This window comes from Rossellomorea oryzaecorticis (genome assembly GCF_045897515.1).
GTDB lineage: Bacteria > Bacillota > Bacilli > Bacillales > Bacillaceae_B > Rossellomorea > Rossellomorea enclensis.
Genome location: NZ_JBJOSA010000027.1, coordinates 13,708 through 28,671, shown reverse-complemented (window position 1 = coordinate 28,671; position 14,964 = coordinate 13,708). Strand labels below are relative to the sequence as shown.

12 protein-coding genes and 1 riboswitch are annotated in these 14,964 nt (G+C 41.3%); of the genes, 3 read left to right on the top strand and 9 right to left on the bottom strand.

What is annotated here, in order from left to right:
• Positions 1–33: 33 nt before the first annotated feature.
• Positions 34–115: riboswitch (cyclic di-GMP riboswitch) on the bottom strand.
• A 108-nt stretch (positions 116–223) separates the two neighbouring features.
• Both ACKA06_RS19675 and ACKA06_RS19670 read right to left on the bottom strand, forming a co-directional pair.
• Positions 224–826: a DNA-3-methyladenine glycosylase gene (locus tag ACKA06_RS19675; RefSeq protein WP_411160438.1), complete on the bottom strand. Its 603-nt coding sequence runs from the start codon at positions 824–826 to the stop codon at positions 224–226.
• 78 nt (positions 827–904) lie between these two features.
• Positions 905–1,960, bottom strand: a complete 1,056-nt coding sequence (locus ACKA06_RS19670; RefSeq protein ID WP_411160437.1) for a DmpA family aminopeptidase — start codon at positions 1,958–1,960, stop codon at positions 905–907.
• 447 nt (positions 1,961–2,407) lie between these two features.
• Here ACKA06_RS19670 and ACKA06_RS19665 point away from each other — a divergent pair, with 447 nt between their 5' ends.
• Positions 2,408–2,569, top strand: a complete 162-nt coding sequence (locus ACKA06_RS19665) for a hypothetical protein (RefSeq protein WP_411160436.1) — start codon at positions 2,408–2,410, stop codon at positions 2,567–2,569.
• 20 nt (positions 2,570–2,589) lie between these two features.
• Complete coding sequence (locus ACKA06_RS19660; RefSeq protein ID WP_411160435.1) at positions 2,590–3,186, top strand: CAP domain-containing protein; 597 nt, start codon at positions 2,590–2,592, stop codon at positions 3,184–3,186.
• 118 nt (positions 3,187–3,304) lie between these two features.
• Here ACKA06_RS19660 and ACKA06_RS19655 read toward each other — a convergent pair whose 3' ends face one another.
• Positions 3,305–3,751 carry a GNAT family N-acetyltransferase gene (locus ACKA06_RS19655; RefSeq protein ID WP_411160434.1) on the bottom strand — a complete coding sequence of 149 codons (447 nt, stop codon included), beginning with the start codon at positions 3,749–3,751 and terminating at the stop codon, positions 3,305–3,307.
• Between the two features lie 218 nt (positions 3,752–3,969).
• On the opposite strand from ACKA06_RS19655, the gene liaG reads away from it, so the two are divergent.
• A complete protein-coding gene (gene liaG, locus ACKA06_RS19650; protein WP_411160433.1) occupies positions 3,970–4,833 on the top strand; it encodes a LiaG family protein in 864 nt (287 codons plus the stop codon).
• Positions 4,834–4,876: 43 nt separating this feature from the next.
• Here liaG and ACKA06_RS19645 read toward each other — a convergent pair whose 3' ends face one another.
• The 6 genes from ACKA06_RS19645 to ACKA06_RS19620 form a co-directional block, all read right to left on the bottom strand.
• Positions 4,877–5,575 (bottom strand): YqcI/YcgG family protein, encoded by a 699-nt coding sequence (locus ACKA06_RS19645; RefSeq protein WP_411160450.1) that lies wholly within the window; start codon positions 5,573–5,575, stop codon positions 4,877–4,879.
• A 131-nt stretch (positions 5,576–5,706) separates the two neighbouring features.
• The gene (locus tag ACKA06_RS19640) at positions 5,707–7,905 is read right to left on the bottom strand and encodes an FUSC family protein (protein WP_411160432.1); all 2,199 of its coding nucleotides are present in this window, start codon (positions 7,903–7,905) and stop codon (positions 5,707–5,709) included.
• 429 nt (positions 7,906–8,334) lie between these two features.
• A complete protein-coding gene (locus ACKA06_RS19635; RefSeq protein ID WP_411160431.1) occupies positions 8,335–10,224 on the bottom strand; it encodes a TnsD family transposase in 1,890 nt (629 codons plus the stop codon).
• Positions 10,225–10,233: 9 nt separating this feature from the next.
• Positions 10,234–11,871, bottom strand: coding sequence for an ATP-binding protein (locus ACKA06_RS19630; RefSeq protein WP_411160430.1), 1,638 nt, complete (start codon positions 11,869–11,871; stop codon positions 10,234–10,236).
• Positions 11,868–14,042 carry a Mu transposase C-terminal domain-containing protein gene (locus ACKA06_RS19625; RefSeq protein WP_411160429.1) on the bottom strand — a complete coding sequence of 725 codons (2,175 nt, stop codon included), beginning with the start codon at positions 14,040–14,042 and terminating at the stop codon, positions 11,868–11,870. Before ACKA06_RS19625 ends, ACKA06_RS19630 begins: the two co-directional genes overlap by 4 nt.
• On the bottom strand, positions 14,023–14,856 hold the full coding sequence (locus ACKA06_RS19620; protein WP_411160428.1) for a TnsA endonuclease N-terminal domain-containing protein: 834 nt from the start codon (positions 14,854–14,856) through the stop codon (positions 14,023–14,025). The genes ACKA06_RS19625 and ACKA06_RS19620 overlap by 20 nt, the downstream gene beginning before the upstream one ends.
• Positions 14,857–14,964: the final 108 nt, after the last annotated feature.

Genomic DNA, 14,964 nt, shown 5'->3' with positions numbered 1-14,964 from the left:
TAAAAAAAGACCACATGAAAGAACGTAAATTCCTTCGTATGTGGTCGGTTGCGCCACTAGCTCCCCTGAATGCAAGCGCCCATCTATCAGTCAGGTTCACAGCTCCCAATGCGAAATGTATCATTTTATGTAGAATAAGGTCTTATTAAGTAAAATATACCATAAAACTAGTACATTGGGATTATTTTTCTATTATTTATTTGAAAATTTAGAATCTGGTTGTTCATCTGGAGACATAAGGATTTCCCTTCACCCAGAAGCGCCACGGATAATCTTTTGCTTCCCCCGAGTTATCGATTCCAATTCTTTTACCGGCGGCAATCTCAGGCGGGGTATACCCTTCTGATATGATAAGCGGGGGTTCAGTATAGAACCTTCCATAGTCCTCCATCGTGATCCCTAATGCTTTCGTCAATTTGCCCGGGCCGCTCGTCCAGTTTTTCATCGGATGGCCCTTCCTTCTCTCTGTCATTAAGTCGAGTCCCTCCAGCGGTTCGACTGCCCTTATCAGGATGGCATTCGGCACCCCGATTTCTGCAGCGACAACATTCACAAGGCAATGGGTATGCATCAAATATGTATAAACCCGGCCGGCTTCATGAAACATGATTTCCGTCCGTTTTGTCCGGCGGTTGCCGAAGCTGTGGGCGGCCCTGTCTTCCGGACCGAGATACGCTTCTGTTTCCACGATATAACCCGAAGCGATTCCTTCTTCGGTTTCCTTCACGAGCACACATCCTAATAAGCCCTGCGCCAGTTCCAGCGTGGGCTGCTCGTAAAAAGAGAGAGGCAGCGGTGTGTAATTCATCGTTTCACTTCCTTTCATTCTTCAACCTTCATCTTATCCTTCCTCTTTTCCCTGGGAAAAAGTCATTTTAAAGGCAGGATACCATTTCCCTTTTCCTTATTTCCTTAAACCGGCAAGCAGCTCCGGCGGAATGGCTTCCACAAGCCGGCCATTCCTTCCGGTGGTTGTTTCTGCCTTGGCCAGGGCATTCCAAATCGCTTCTTCGACACACTCAACAGCCATTTCGAACAGGGTAGAAATGAGCTCTCCGTCTTCTTTGATGAACGGATAAGTGGTTGTATTGGACTCGTCCGGTTGATGCGGGACCTTATGGGCAGTGGAGAATGCGAGGACAATATCACCGCTCCCGTGCGCAGCATACGATCCGGTCCTGGACAGGCCGAATGAAGCCCGCTTGGCCAGCCGCTTGAGCTGTCTATCATTCATTGGGGCGTCTGTCGCGAGGATGATCATAATCGATCCGTCGGGGACCTCCTGTTCTTCCTTCGGGAGGCCGGTATCGAGGGAAAGGTCCCGCCGCCTGCCGAAATTAGCCACTACTAATGCTCCTACAGTATATTCATCCGCTCCAACGGTGCCTCGCCTCGAGCTTGTCCCGGCGCCTCCCTTATACCCAAGACAAAGCATCCCGGTCCCCGCCCCGACACATCCTTCATCCACCAATCCTGAACGGGCATTTCTAATCGCCTGGCATGCATCGTCCGCAGTCACATGAAGCCCCCGGATATCATTCAGGTATCCATCATTGCACTCACCGACAAACACATTCACCGTCCCTGTCGTGTCTCCAATCTCTGGACACTGCTCCATCAAAAACTCTACGGTCCCCTTCATGACATCACCGACTGAAAGTGTATTCGTCAGCATGATCGGACTCTCCAGCACGCCCAGCTCTTCGATTTGGATCGTGCCCGCGGTTTTGCCAAACCCGTTGATCACATGGCTCGCTGCAAAGACTTTTTCCCTGAATAGATTCCCTCCATGGGGCAATATAGCCGTCACCCCTGTCCGGACCACCCTCCCATTTTTCTCATAATGAAGCGTTTGATGCCCCACCTTCACCCCGCCAATATCCGTGATACTGTTATCCGGGCCGCATGGAAAAGAACCGATTTCCACACCGAGGTCCCGAAGCCTTTTTCTGTCCGTCATGATGAACCCTCCTTATTTAACATGGTTGTTTATGTATTCGATTGGTGGTTGGCAATCCCCTTTTTATAAGTATCAAATGTCCTGCCAATGCGTGGTGCCAGGCACAAACGAGGCATTTTGTTCCTGGCACAACCTTGATACCTTGTACCTGATAACTACCAACGCTTCGTACCTGGTACAAAGTGATCTAATGTACCAGATACATCGGCGCCGGGATCCAGTTGATAATTGGTTCCTGGCTCAAATCATATGTTTTGTGCCTGGCTCAAAATCCCCATTTTGAGCCAGGCACCACTTCGGGAATTCCATACAATCTCAGAACGTCTTTTCCTCCCCCATTTCCCACATATTTCACGGCATACCCCTCATCCCGGGTGCAAATATTAAGAACTGTCTCGACCCGCACCGGACGGGAAAATGCAATAAAAACAACTGGAGGAAAAGGACTTGAAAAAACATTTTAAATGGTTAAGCATATGCACAATGATTCCCCTTATGCTGTTAACGGCATGCAATACGAATAACGGGGATGACAACCTCACCGATACTCAAAACGTACGCTATGACCCTGTGAACTACAAAATGCAGACAGACCCCGTACCGATTTAAATCAGGACAAAATGGCTGATATGAACGGAAATAATGTAAACGAAGGTAATCAAAATGCTCTTCACCGCTTCATGGCCCCCATTGACCCTAATGGACAGTTACGAGAGTTCACCCACTTAGACCCGGGTGAGGATTTCACCCAACAGGGCGGAGAAACTGCTCAGGAACCAAACAAAGCACAACCAGAACCCAATGCAGATCAGACTCAGGAAGAAGCTCAGCCTTCAGAGGCAAGCGGATTTGTGAAACAGGTAATCGACTTAACGAACCAGGAACGCAAAAAGAACGGACTGGGCGAACTTAAGACAGATGGAGAACTTTCCAATGTGGCTGAAATGAAATCAGAGGATATGAAAGATAAGGACTATTTTTCCCATACCTCTCCGACTTACGGATCTCCATTTGAAATGATGCAGAATTTCGGGGTCCAATATTCATCTGCAGCTGAAAATATTGCAGTTGGTCAAAAAACCCCCGAATCAGTTGTAAACGCCTGGATGAACAGTCCCGGTCACAGGAAAAACATCCTGAACGGACAGCTGACTCATATCGGTGTCGGAATTGCCAAGGATGACAGTCAAGGTATGTACTGGACCCAGATGTTCATCGCGAAGTAATCGTTCACTGAAAGACCCATATACTAAAAAATCCGAACTCATTCGAATTCTCCTTAAAAGAATATCAAATGATTGTTCGGATTTTTCTTCGCTTAAAACACTTTTTCCCGAATTGCTTTCACAAGTCAAGCTTCATAAATTTATTTAAATCTCGGAACCCCATTTTTTCGTACAGCTTTATCGCTTGCTCATTGCTGCTGTAGACATTTAAACGGACTTCATCATAGTTCATCCCTTTCAGCTCTTCTGCTGCCTGTCTCAATAAGGATGAAGCCAGGCCTTTGCAGCGAAATGATTTTTTTACGTACACATCATTGATCCATCCGATTTCTTTTCCACTTATCCAATCGGTGCTTTTATCTACCTGGACCCAGCCTGCCAACTGTCCCTCTATTCTGGCAGCAAGAAAATAAGCACCAAATTTTTTGGAGTGCTCATAAGCCTTTATCATTTCTTCCTTATGATTTTCAAAAGGAATTCCTGTTGCCTCTTCTCGGTTAACCCCTGCCAGTTCATAAATCTCGGTAATTTCTTCTTCAGTAGCTCTTCCAACTGTAACGGACATGAATGATCCTCTCCTCTGGTAATGACAGATTCATTTTGATTATAAATCAGAATAACCCAAGAAAAATATCTTTTTCTCTTTTCGCTAAGCATTGCTCGCTATCCAATACGCCTTAAGTCCGAGTGAAAAATAATCCTGCAGCGTCATTGTTGGAAAGGGATTCTTCGCTTAAAATGATAATATAAATTGGAAAATCAAACCAAAGTGAGGGGATCCAGATGAAAAACATCTTTGCTGTTATCATTGCACTATTGGCGTTAGGGGCACTTTACACCATCTTAAATGATCAGACATCGTTGTTTGCCAAAGAAAACAAATCCGGAGATTCAATTGAAGTCACAAGTGATATTGATTCACTTGAGCTGATGATGGAAAGCGGGCAAACGGAAATCATTCCAACAGATGCAAATGAGGTGAAAGTCGAAATCGACGGGAAAGGAAAGCTCTCCCTGAAAGAAAAGGGAAATGCAATCGAGGTCAAGGTTAAACATAAATGGTATCAATGGATATCCTTCAATCGCAAGTCGGATATCAACGTCTATATCCCAAAAGATTATGACCGCAGCATGACCATTGAGCTGGGTTCCGGGGAAGTCGATTTTACAGGAGGTACTGAATCCGCTCCAATGAAGCTGGATGAACTAACGGTAAAAATGGGTTCAGGCGACATTGAGCTTGCAAATCTGGAAACAAAACGATTCAGGCATAATGGGGCTTCGGGTGACTTTATTGCCGATCATTTAAAAACGGAAGACGGAATGGTGGATCTCAGTTCAGGAGATGTCGAACTATTACATTATGAAGGGCCGCTTAAAGGCGACGTTTCTTCCGGTGAACTCTCTATCATGATGAAGAAGTTGACGGGAGATATTGAATTTGATGTCAGTTCAGGGGACGTAAACCTGGATCTCCCTGAAGATGCTGACTTTGAACTCGATGGGCATGCAAGCAGCGGCGATATTTCCACAAGCTTTCCATTAAAGAATAAATCCAAAGAGGGTGGCGACCTGTCCGGCACGGCAGGAAACGGAAAGTATGAAGTAAAAGCTTCTGTCTCCAGTGGCAGTGTGGATATTTATTAGGGAACCCCACAAGAAGTGTCAGGCATCGCTGCCTGACACTTTTTTACGCTTTATGATGAAACGGACATTTGCCCTCGATAGGTTTTATATCATCACCGATAAAATACTGCTTCCATTCTCGGTGCTCGGGATCTCCATAGTGGCTGATATTCGGATGCTTCGGCAGTCCATCCCATTTCTCCACCCGCTCCCTTACTTTCTCGCGGGACATGATTCCGCCTCTGGAGGTGCCTTCAAGCCCTTCAAATATTCTCCTCGGCTGAAATCCCAATACAAGGCTGTTACCGAGGTCTCGTGTTTTCCGCTGCTTGTAGGCAGGGGTATTGCCGAAAACGAAATACGGCTCTTCAGCAAATGAAAAGGCCCATAAATGGTGATCGGGATCTTCCGGATAATCCTCAGGCCATGGTTTCTCATCCTTATCATGAAGGAACTGAAGGATCTTCCAGAAATAATCCCTGTAATAAGGGATATCCTTCTCTTCTTTCTCGGGTTCGACAAATAGGAAAAAACCGTGGCGTATGAGCCGCTCACCTTCCGGGATATCGAATAGAGAATTGAATTCCTCAAGGGTATCGGGGAGATGCTCCCAGTCATCATGACTGATATAGGAGTATCGCAGCTCCCCTTTTTTCTCGCCTGTCATCCCGAAATAGCAGGGGAATGTCTTGTCCGTGACCACTTCATGAAACTTCTTGTATTCCTCTATCACCCACTGAGGCACAACCTCTGGATCGACCATATCTTCTTTCGTAAATAAGAAACTTCTTTTGTCTGACACAACTGCCACCTCACATTTTTTACAGATGGTAGTTTGTACCCTTCGATAAGCCGCTGTAAACTAATCCTTGAAGTAAAAAGGAGAAAGCAGCCTCAGCCGTTTTCTCCTTTTGTTTCAATCACCTCTGCTCCAATATCCTTTCCTATGGCAAGGATCGACTGGTTGATGCGCCAGACATAATAGAGATGGTGGATAATATCGAATTGTGATTGAAGCCTGCTCGGGGCAAGCTTTTCAATTGCAGCACGTTCTCCGTTCAGACTCATGAGCCGTCCTTTGCTCTCAGTTCCTTTCAACAGTGCGCGCAGTGTTTCTATGTTACCAGTCAGCTTGCTTTCCGTTTCATCAAGGATGGCATGCAGGTGCTCCGTCACCTTCGGATCCGCTTTTCGGTTCGATGAGGCCAAAAGATGTTTTGCATAATAATTGATGGCAGTCGTCACCGTGATCCATCTTCCGATACCCGACCTCGTCAGCGCCCCCGGTCTCTGTAGGATCGATGCCGCTTCGTCCCTCACAGCCTGCAGCTTTTGATCAAGGTCGAATGCCTGATCGGCAAGGGGCGTGCTTTCGGTTTTCATAAAGCTCTTTAAATAGGAAGAAACATAGCTTTCCAGCTCATTAAAGAACTCATCAAGCGAATCTCCGAACTTATCCCTGGTTTTCTTCGGCAGTACAAAAGCCGATACACTGAGGGCGATAACAGCTCCGGCAATCGTATCAAGCACCCTTGCCCCCATGAGTTGAACGCTGATCCCGCCCAGCAGCAAGTCATACATCAGGGCGATGAGCATCGTTATAAATAAACTCATCATTGTATAGGAAACGGAAAATAAATAAAGAGCCAGAAATAAGACCAGGAATAAAAGGAAGACCTCAAGTTCGGATTGCCCGGACACAAGCCTCGCAGCACCGAAGCCGATGATCGCACCGATCACCGTACCGACCGAACGCTGGAATCCTTTCATATATGTCCTGCCCACCGATTCGGTACCGATCTGGATGATAAACGTAGTCAGGAGCACCCAATACGGCTGGGTCGGGGAGATGATTTCGCCGACGATGATCGCCAGGGTCCCAGCGACCAGCGCCTGAATCCCTTTTCTCGTCTGCGGCTTTAGTGACCGGTCTTTATCGGGTTCTTCTTCTTTTTCTTCCTCTTTTTCCTCAGCTGCTTTTTCAGCAGCTTCCATTTCGGCGCGTGGTTCTTTCAACGATTCCTGTATCGTCAGTGCCGCCTCCAGCACGTGATTGGCGATGGATTCGATTCTCCTTAGAAGGTACACCCCTTTAGGTTTATCCTCCTGATTAAGGAGCTCCGTCAAAAGCAGTCTGAGTCCTTGAATCGCTTTTTCCGCTTCCTCCAGATTGTGAGGCTCATAATTATGGGCGAGCACCTCTGCATCCCTCAATGAGCGGATGACCCAGATCAACAGGCGCCTCACTTCAATCGATTCCAATGCGTCGAGTTCCTTCAGCTGCCGGAGCGAATCCGTGAGCGTCTGGACAAGCATCTCCGTATCGAACACATATAGCCGCAGCTGGGACGATTCAATACCTGGCCATAGTTTCTTCAAATCCTCATCATTGATTTCCGAAGATACGATCCGTGCATAGTCATTTAAGCGGTTCACATTCCGATAGAGAACCTTCCTTCTCTTCCCACTAGTCTCCGGATCTTCTATCATTTTGATGAGAATCGTAAAGGTGAGATTCGATTGGATATGAAAGGAACGCATGCTCCTTCTCAGAACGTGCACGGATCCCCTGAAGAGGACAAAGCTGTATACAAATGCATAGACCGCCCCGATCACGATCCCTATATAAAACCACATTAGATGAGCGGCATCCAATTGAAGGATGAACGACATATAGATGGCCATGAACCCGGCCATCCCCATTGAAAAATAGCGGATCGCAAACCTTGAAAAGTAAAAGGCTGAAAAGATCACCAGCACCATCAAACCATTCACAAGAAGGCTGTAATGTGCGAGCAGGGAACCGATTGTGATCCCTAAAGTGACCGATACCCCGATTAATATCGTCGTCACTTTCTTCTTCGCCTCGGTGTCATCCATCACGATCATGACACCGAGCATGCCGACCAAACCTGCAACGATGGCCGGAGTGATTGTCGGATAATCCCACATATTAAGAAGAAAAAGCGTCGTGAACACAGCGGAAATCAAACTGATCGTCGCCTTCCCGGCCTGCTGAAACCTCTTCCTTCCCGGGTCGGATGCCAAAAACCTCCCCAGCCATACATGTTGTCTATGTAAATGCTTCATCATCTCATCAACCCTCTGCCCTCAATGCTCGATTTCTACTATCGTACCCTTCTCAATAAAAAAGTAACCTGGACTGACTCGGTCAGCAGGTTACTTTTAGTGTTGGTGCAACATAAGGAACGATTCCTTTATGTTATTTTTTCGATTATACGGGTTTTCGTGTATACGGTAAAGCAATATGCTTATCATTGAAGGTCGAGGAAGAATGTCTCCAAATTAAAAACCCATTACCGCCTAAAAAAAGCGGTAATTGTTATCTAACAAAAAAGTTCTATCGTAACATATCTTCTAACCCGCAATGTTGCGTTACATTCAAAAATATTTTAACAAAAAAGATGTATCTTGGATTGACCTCAATATTTTAAGGTTTTTACAAAAAAGTTCTATCATTATCAATTATCTGTTGAAGAATAGGAATATAAAAAACTCACCTTAGATACTGAGGTGAGTTTTCTTCATAGCAATTGAATCAACTTGCTTTTCAATTTCATTATTTACCCGTTCAGAAATATCAGGTTTTAATCCAGCTCTTCTCATGATCATCCATTCCTTGACTTCGAGATTTTCCTTTTCCAAAACTTTTGCCGCCCAATAAACCCTTCTTATTTGAAAATCGTCCACACTTTCAGTGACCCTTTGCAAATACTTCTTTGTTTTAGGCAGTTTATCAATTTTCTTTTCAAGTAATGGAAGTTTATTAATTTCTTTCCCGATGCTCGATACCGTCAAACGGACTGGTTTTTCTTTTGCTAACAATTCTTTTGTTGCATTTTTGACCTCATTTAAAACTTCCTGATCTCTTTCTTTCCAATCAACTCGATTGTTCACTGGTGTTTGTTTCTTCTTGGTTGGTGAATGTTCATCAAGCCATTCTCTTTTATTTCGATAAAGCCAAGTATAAACAGCAGGAGCCGATTTTCGCAATTCCGTTTTGGAATAATCGGGATAGCGGATTTGCAATTCTCTCCATGTTTGTTTATAAAACTTTTCATTTAAGACCTCGGTTTCATCTTCTATATCTTCCTCAATCGAATGGCTAATTGCACCAAAATGATTTGCATATTTGATTACCGTATTTGTATCTACATTTAAAAGTCTTGCTGTTTCGCGGTAGCTTTTCTTTTCTATTCGAATGTACTCTTCAAGTTTTTTCATCCATATATCGCCAAAGTTCTTGATTCTGCCGATTTTTCTTTTGTCTTCTGGCTTTTGATCTGGACCTCTTCTTGAGTACATAAACCCGCAACGACATTCAAAGGTTCCAACTGGAAGTCTTGTGTCTGTACACCTTGTAACAGTTACTTCTTTTATCACAGGTTTTAAATAGCCCTTACAAGCAGCATTTAAACAAAGATATGGTCCCATACCGAATGGCTCATACGTTTTATTTTGATAATCCAAAATGGATTCTACTGTTTCACCCAAAAACAGAATGAAAAGCAAATGTCTAATTGGATGAAATCCTTTTTTGTGTATTCTAGCAATTCCTTTCAACCAACAATGGGCGTTATCAAAATCCACATTGGATTGCATTAAATCAAGAAACTCTTCACCGAAATAGTTTTTAAAATCGGTTGTTAGCTTTTCATGATGAGTTTTACCTTTTATGGTTTGGTAGCCTTTTACCTTCAATAGATAATGATAAATCAGCTCCATAGTTTTCGGTTCAAATTGAAATTGTTTTGTAGCAAGTTTTTTACTTTGTTCGGCTATAACCAATAAAAATTCCATGGTTTTAGAAGAATACACTGGGGAACAAGATTGTTTGCTGCAATTGTCCTTTGTGGCATGGATGAACTGATGTTTGTTTTTCTCCCGAATTAAAACATCGCTATCCTGGAGCAATTCCTTGTGTTTTAAACAAATCATCACGCTTGGCAGTTGATGTGTCATTCTCCAATACGTTTCCCCGTATTTATCCATGTCTTCTGTTGCACAAGTCGGACAATATTGGAAGAATGGATTGGTTTTAACTGTACTTGTGGTTAATCCGATCAGTGTTTGTAATGTGGTGTTATCTTTTTGTTTCACCATTGTTTTATATATTTTTTCTCTTACTTTTTGTTTAAGGAAATTGGAGTAATAATTAAACAATGTTTGTTGATGAATCCACGCTTTAAGTGGTGGGACGTTAAATATTTTGACCGTTCCATACAGATAACCTAAATCCGTTGGAAAGTCCGCTGTTGCATATGCCGACTTATTGCCAAACAAATCATTTACAGTATCTTTTATAACGGTATTGCCAGAACGAACATGGTATCTGGCAAAAACACTATATAACATCTCATCTTCATAAAAGTTCGGAAAAAAACCTAGCATGTTGACCTCCTATATGACTAATTCTGTTAAAGGATTTTTAATATAGTCGTTTTGTAAAAGTGTTTCATAAGCTGATTCTTTTTTCTTTTTCCCTTTCTCTACAAGTTTTGTAAGGTGACTTTCGCTTTTCTTTGGTGTTGTTTTCTTATTGATAACAGTTGGTTTTTTCTCATCCAATTCTTCAAGAGCTTGAATGAGCACTTCTTTTTTAGTTGGTTCAACCATCGTTTTTAAAACCTGTAAAACAGTCTTTTCTGCTTTTACTTCTTCGTACCCCAATGAAACAAGTGACCCAATCACTTCTACAAGCAATGAAAATTCATGTGTTTTTCTTCTTTTTGCATGCTCTTCTTTTTTTGCTTGAATTTTTGCCTTAAGATCCACTTTCGGCATTTGTTGACGCAGGTAATCTTCAATATCCATCGGAATAATATCTTCGTATTTTTCAATTTCTGAAATTAGTCCCGATCGAAGGGCATTTAACATCGGTTGAACTAATTGCAGTTCTTCTTTTGCAACCTTTGTTATTAACTTAGGCGTGATTTTTTCTACCCCAGTATGAATCGCTCTACCTTGCGAGAGGGCAAAAAGTTTAACCGCAATGTCGGTTATTCCTTGGCTTTCTTCGTAGATAGTGTCATTTAGTTCCTGGGTTAATTCTGTGAAATTTTTCGTCCATTGGTATTCCCACATGGATTCGATAAAAATATCCCAGTCTTCTCCTTTTTCCATCTGCTGCCACACCATATCTCCTTGTCCACTTCCTCGTCTTGCTTGTCTAAAATCTCTTTGCAAAACCGCTCTCGCTTTCATAGTACCTATCATCATGACTGGAATCCCTATTTCATTAACTAGGGTTACGAAAAAATTCATCATTTTTTCTGATCCGTTGTCCTTGGAAGTTAACAAGTGTTGGATTTCATCAATAATTAAAGCTCCAATACAATGCAGCCTTGCAATTTGTCCCATTCGGGTAATCATAGAACTTATTGAATTTCTCCTAGTTCCGTATTTTTCATAATAATTTGTACCTAGCAAATTATCGATTTTTAAAAAGAAATCCATGCAAAGTGATTTAAGAGAACCATCATGTGGACAGTTTAGTTTCAAATAAACAATTTGAATAAGGTTGATAGGATTTTCATGAACAACAAGCTGAGGGTATAGGGAAAGTATTCGTTCAATCGCGGTTGTTTTCCCTATACCTGAAAAACCCATAAGCGTAAAACTTGAAGCAAATGTCCGAATATCGGGTGATGTTATTAATTCTTTTCCACCTTGTAATGAATGGTGGAATTCATTTAATATTTCTGTGTGATTTTTAGACATCGGATTTCTCCCTACATACCCATGTCGAACGAAACGAGAGAAACGATCTTGTAAATCGAGATGGGCACGAACGGGCTGGAAAAATCGGGTCAAATTCATCAAAGCATGATAACGATGATGAGGGCTTAACTGCCTTTCTAACGGATTGTACTTTGGTTCATAGCTTAAACGGTCAAATGCTTCTTCATAAGATAAAATCGGAGGCAACGCTTCAATTAACGGATTTCCATCATACAATTCAATTTCCTGTTTATGATACATTGCCTTTTGTGCCAAATTCCCATTTGGAAGTTTTATTGATGAATATAATTCGGTCAAACTGATGCCCCCTTACGTTTTTTAAACAAACCTTTAATGGATGGCAAATCAAAATCTGCTTCTTTTTCTTCATTTGGAAAAGGATGAACTACTTCTATTTTATCAATAGCATTTTCATGTTGTATTTTTCTAGAAGCCTTTAAATCAAACGCTTCTTTTTCTCGATTCTTTTCTTTCTCCAAAGCACGATTCGCTTTAATAGCCCCTGTCTTCTGAGATTTACTAATGTGTTTTAGTGGGGTCTGTTTTTGATTAGCTTCTTTAACCGCTTCTTTCACAACAGATTCGATGCCGCTAATAAAGTCGATTTCACCTTGTAAAATAACATGCTCTTCTTTTTTGTAATCCGTTTTTTCGCGATTTAGCAAATCTTCTACTTCTTCAATCGTTTTTTCTTTATATCGTTCTTGGTGGTCAAGAAGATAGCACGCTTCAAATAATTCCCCGTTATCTTTATGAAGGTAGATATTTGACATATTTCTTGGATCATATGAAATATCAACTTTCCAACTTCCTTTTTGACCGTTCCTTGCTAATACAAACCATGATTCTTTTATAGCGGATTCACAACTGTATAACATGTTTTTAAACTTAATGCCTTTATAAGTGACCGTAGCCTTTGCCTTTGGCATCAAATAGAATTTAAGTTCTTCGCTTTGAGCACTTTTCAATTTCCCTGCTCTATTTTGAAGTCCCCATTTCCATAGTTCGCTTGGAATTGGTTTAACATTGGCTTCAATCATTTCTTCATCACGAACATAATCTTTCATATAGTGATTATTGTTGTAATGAACGATGAAATGGATGATTAGTTTTGTATATTGTTCCAATGTCAATTTGGCTTTTAAGCGATAATCTTCAGCCCCACGTTCTCTGAAATCTTTATCGATATAACCTGGTAAAAATGGCTTTAGATGCTGCTGGGACGTATCAAATAATTTTTCCACTATCCCTTTCCAGTCAGGTCTATACGGAGGTGTGTTTTCTACTTTAATATTGAAACCATCAGCAAGAGGTTCAACTTTATATCCTTCAAACTCACCTCTATCTGCGAGAATAACTTCAGGTAAATGTTCCGCCGCCCATTGGTCACTGGAGATGTTAATTCCAAATTGACGACAAAATTCCTGTTTGTTACTTGCGGTATTCACCAAAGCCATCATCGCACCTGCCCACGAGGGACCTTCTAAACCAATATACACACCTGTTATTAATCTGCTGAAAACATCCACTACGAAATAAACAATTGGTCTTCCAATAATCCAATTTGCGTTATAACTAGAAATCAGGTACACATCAGCTATGGTTGCATCGATTTGATAACGAGATCCAGGTCCAAATACTTCATAGGAGGAAGAACCTAACACTTGGCGATGGTCTTTTTCGTAAATCTTTTTACCCATCCTCGAAGAGATTACTTCTTTCATTTCAAATTCTTTTTTAAAGAAGTACCGTAATTGTCGCTCCGATGGTATTTCTTCTTTATTTAAAATGACGACTTTTTTCACTCCATCTTCGTAATAATAATCGTCAGCAAAATGTTCCTTAATCATCATTCTGTATGCGTGAGACAAAGATGGCTTCTTTGATGAGAGGTAGTATTTTTTAATTGCTTTTTCAAACACTTCTTTTACTTTTTCATCCGCATTGATCCCAACAGAATCATAGGATCTTGGTTTTCCAACCTTTTTATCAGATAATTTTTTCGCCTTCCCTTTTCCACCTGATTTATGAAAGTCAGGTAGCAAAGAATCCTTTCTCATCCCTCTTTGCCAGTACCTTCTTAGGTGTTTGTATATTGTCACCCTATTGAAATTGCGTTCTTCCATCAACTTTTTAATGATTTCCCCGCGTTTTTCTTTCTGGAAAATATCTGGCTCCATTTCAACAATGGTTTCAATCATATCCCATGCCCTATTTCTAAACTCAATTTGTTTTTCGTTCGAATTTTGAAGAGATAATCGGGAAACGTTCATATCCTTAATTTTCATAAATTGATCAGAAATAAGTTGTTCTCGTATTTCCTTTGTTGTTTTTACAAAAGGCAAAGCTGTCTCACTATCAATGTCGATTAAATAGGCGATAACATCTCCCTCATCAATCCATAAAATTCTATAAGTGAGATCTGAAATTTCATCTTTGATCAACTCGTTAACTGACAACAAAATCATAAACGGTTTCTTCACTTCCTTTACTAATGATTAATTGTTCTACACATAACTGCCTAGAAAACTTCTGTTCCATATTAAAGCGAATCATTTTTTGGGCAAATAAATACCTTAATAAATGAATAGCAGCTCCTTTGTCAAGATTATAATCTGCCTCGAACTTTGATACGATTTCAGACAGTTTCTTTGCTTTTTCTTCGTTTGCAATTGTGTGATATAAAATATCAGCAAAATACCTTTCATCATCATTTTCTAAATTGAAAGCATTATAAAGCCAAATAATATTTTTTACATATTGCATAGGGATTTCACGCTCTGTCACAATACCCCAATCAATATCTTTTTCTTGCCAATAAGCCCTTTCGATTTCGAACTTCTCAATCGTTCTTGGATGATTCAATAATTCGCTAGGCTTTATCGTCCTTGCGAAATATTGAATCCTTCCGTTAATTCTTTTGGTAATTAAAAAATCAGTTGTCAACACAATAGGTGTGCCCGTTTTAGAATCGATTGGATGATTTATATTTCTTTCGCTTGCGATTTCATACGTTTTCTCTCTATCTAATGGAAACTGCTCACGAATATCAATCACATCTTTAGCCCAGTTCAATAAATAAAAGTAGTCACGTTCTAGGTCAGATAGAAGATGATGAATTCGATTGGTTTTCCAACCATTTATTCGGTGTGAGCGTCCGTCTGAAGGTACATCCTGTACGGTTAACCATGGTTTATATGATTTTAATTCGCCACTTCCGCGTCCTTCTTTGATATACTTTGCGATTTTCTTTTCAGTCCATTCTAATTTTCTTTTTGCCACAGTTGTCACTCCTTAGTTGAAAATTTCCATGTTCCTATCATAAACAGGAAGTGCTCCCCTTACATGCTGTAAAATTTTCTAGTGCCGATTTTTTCCAAAAAAATATTT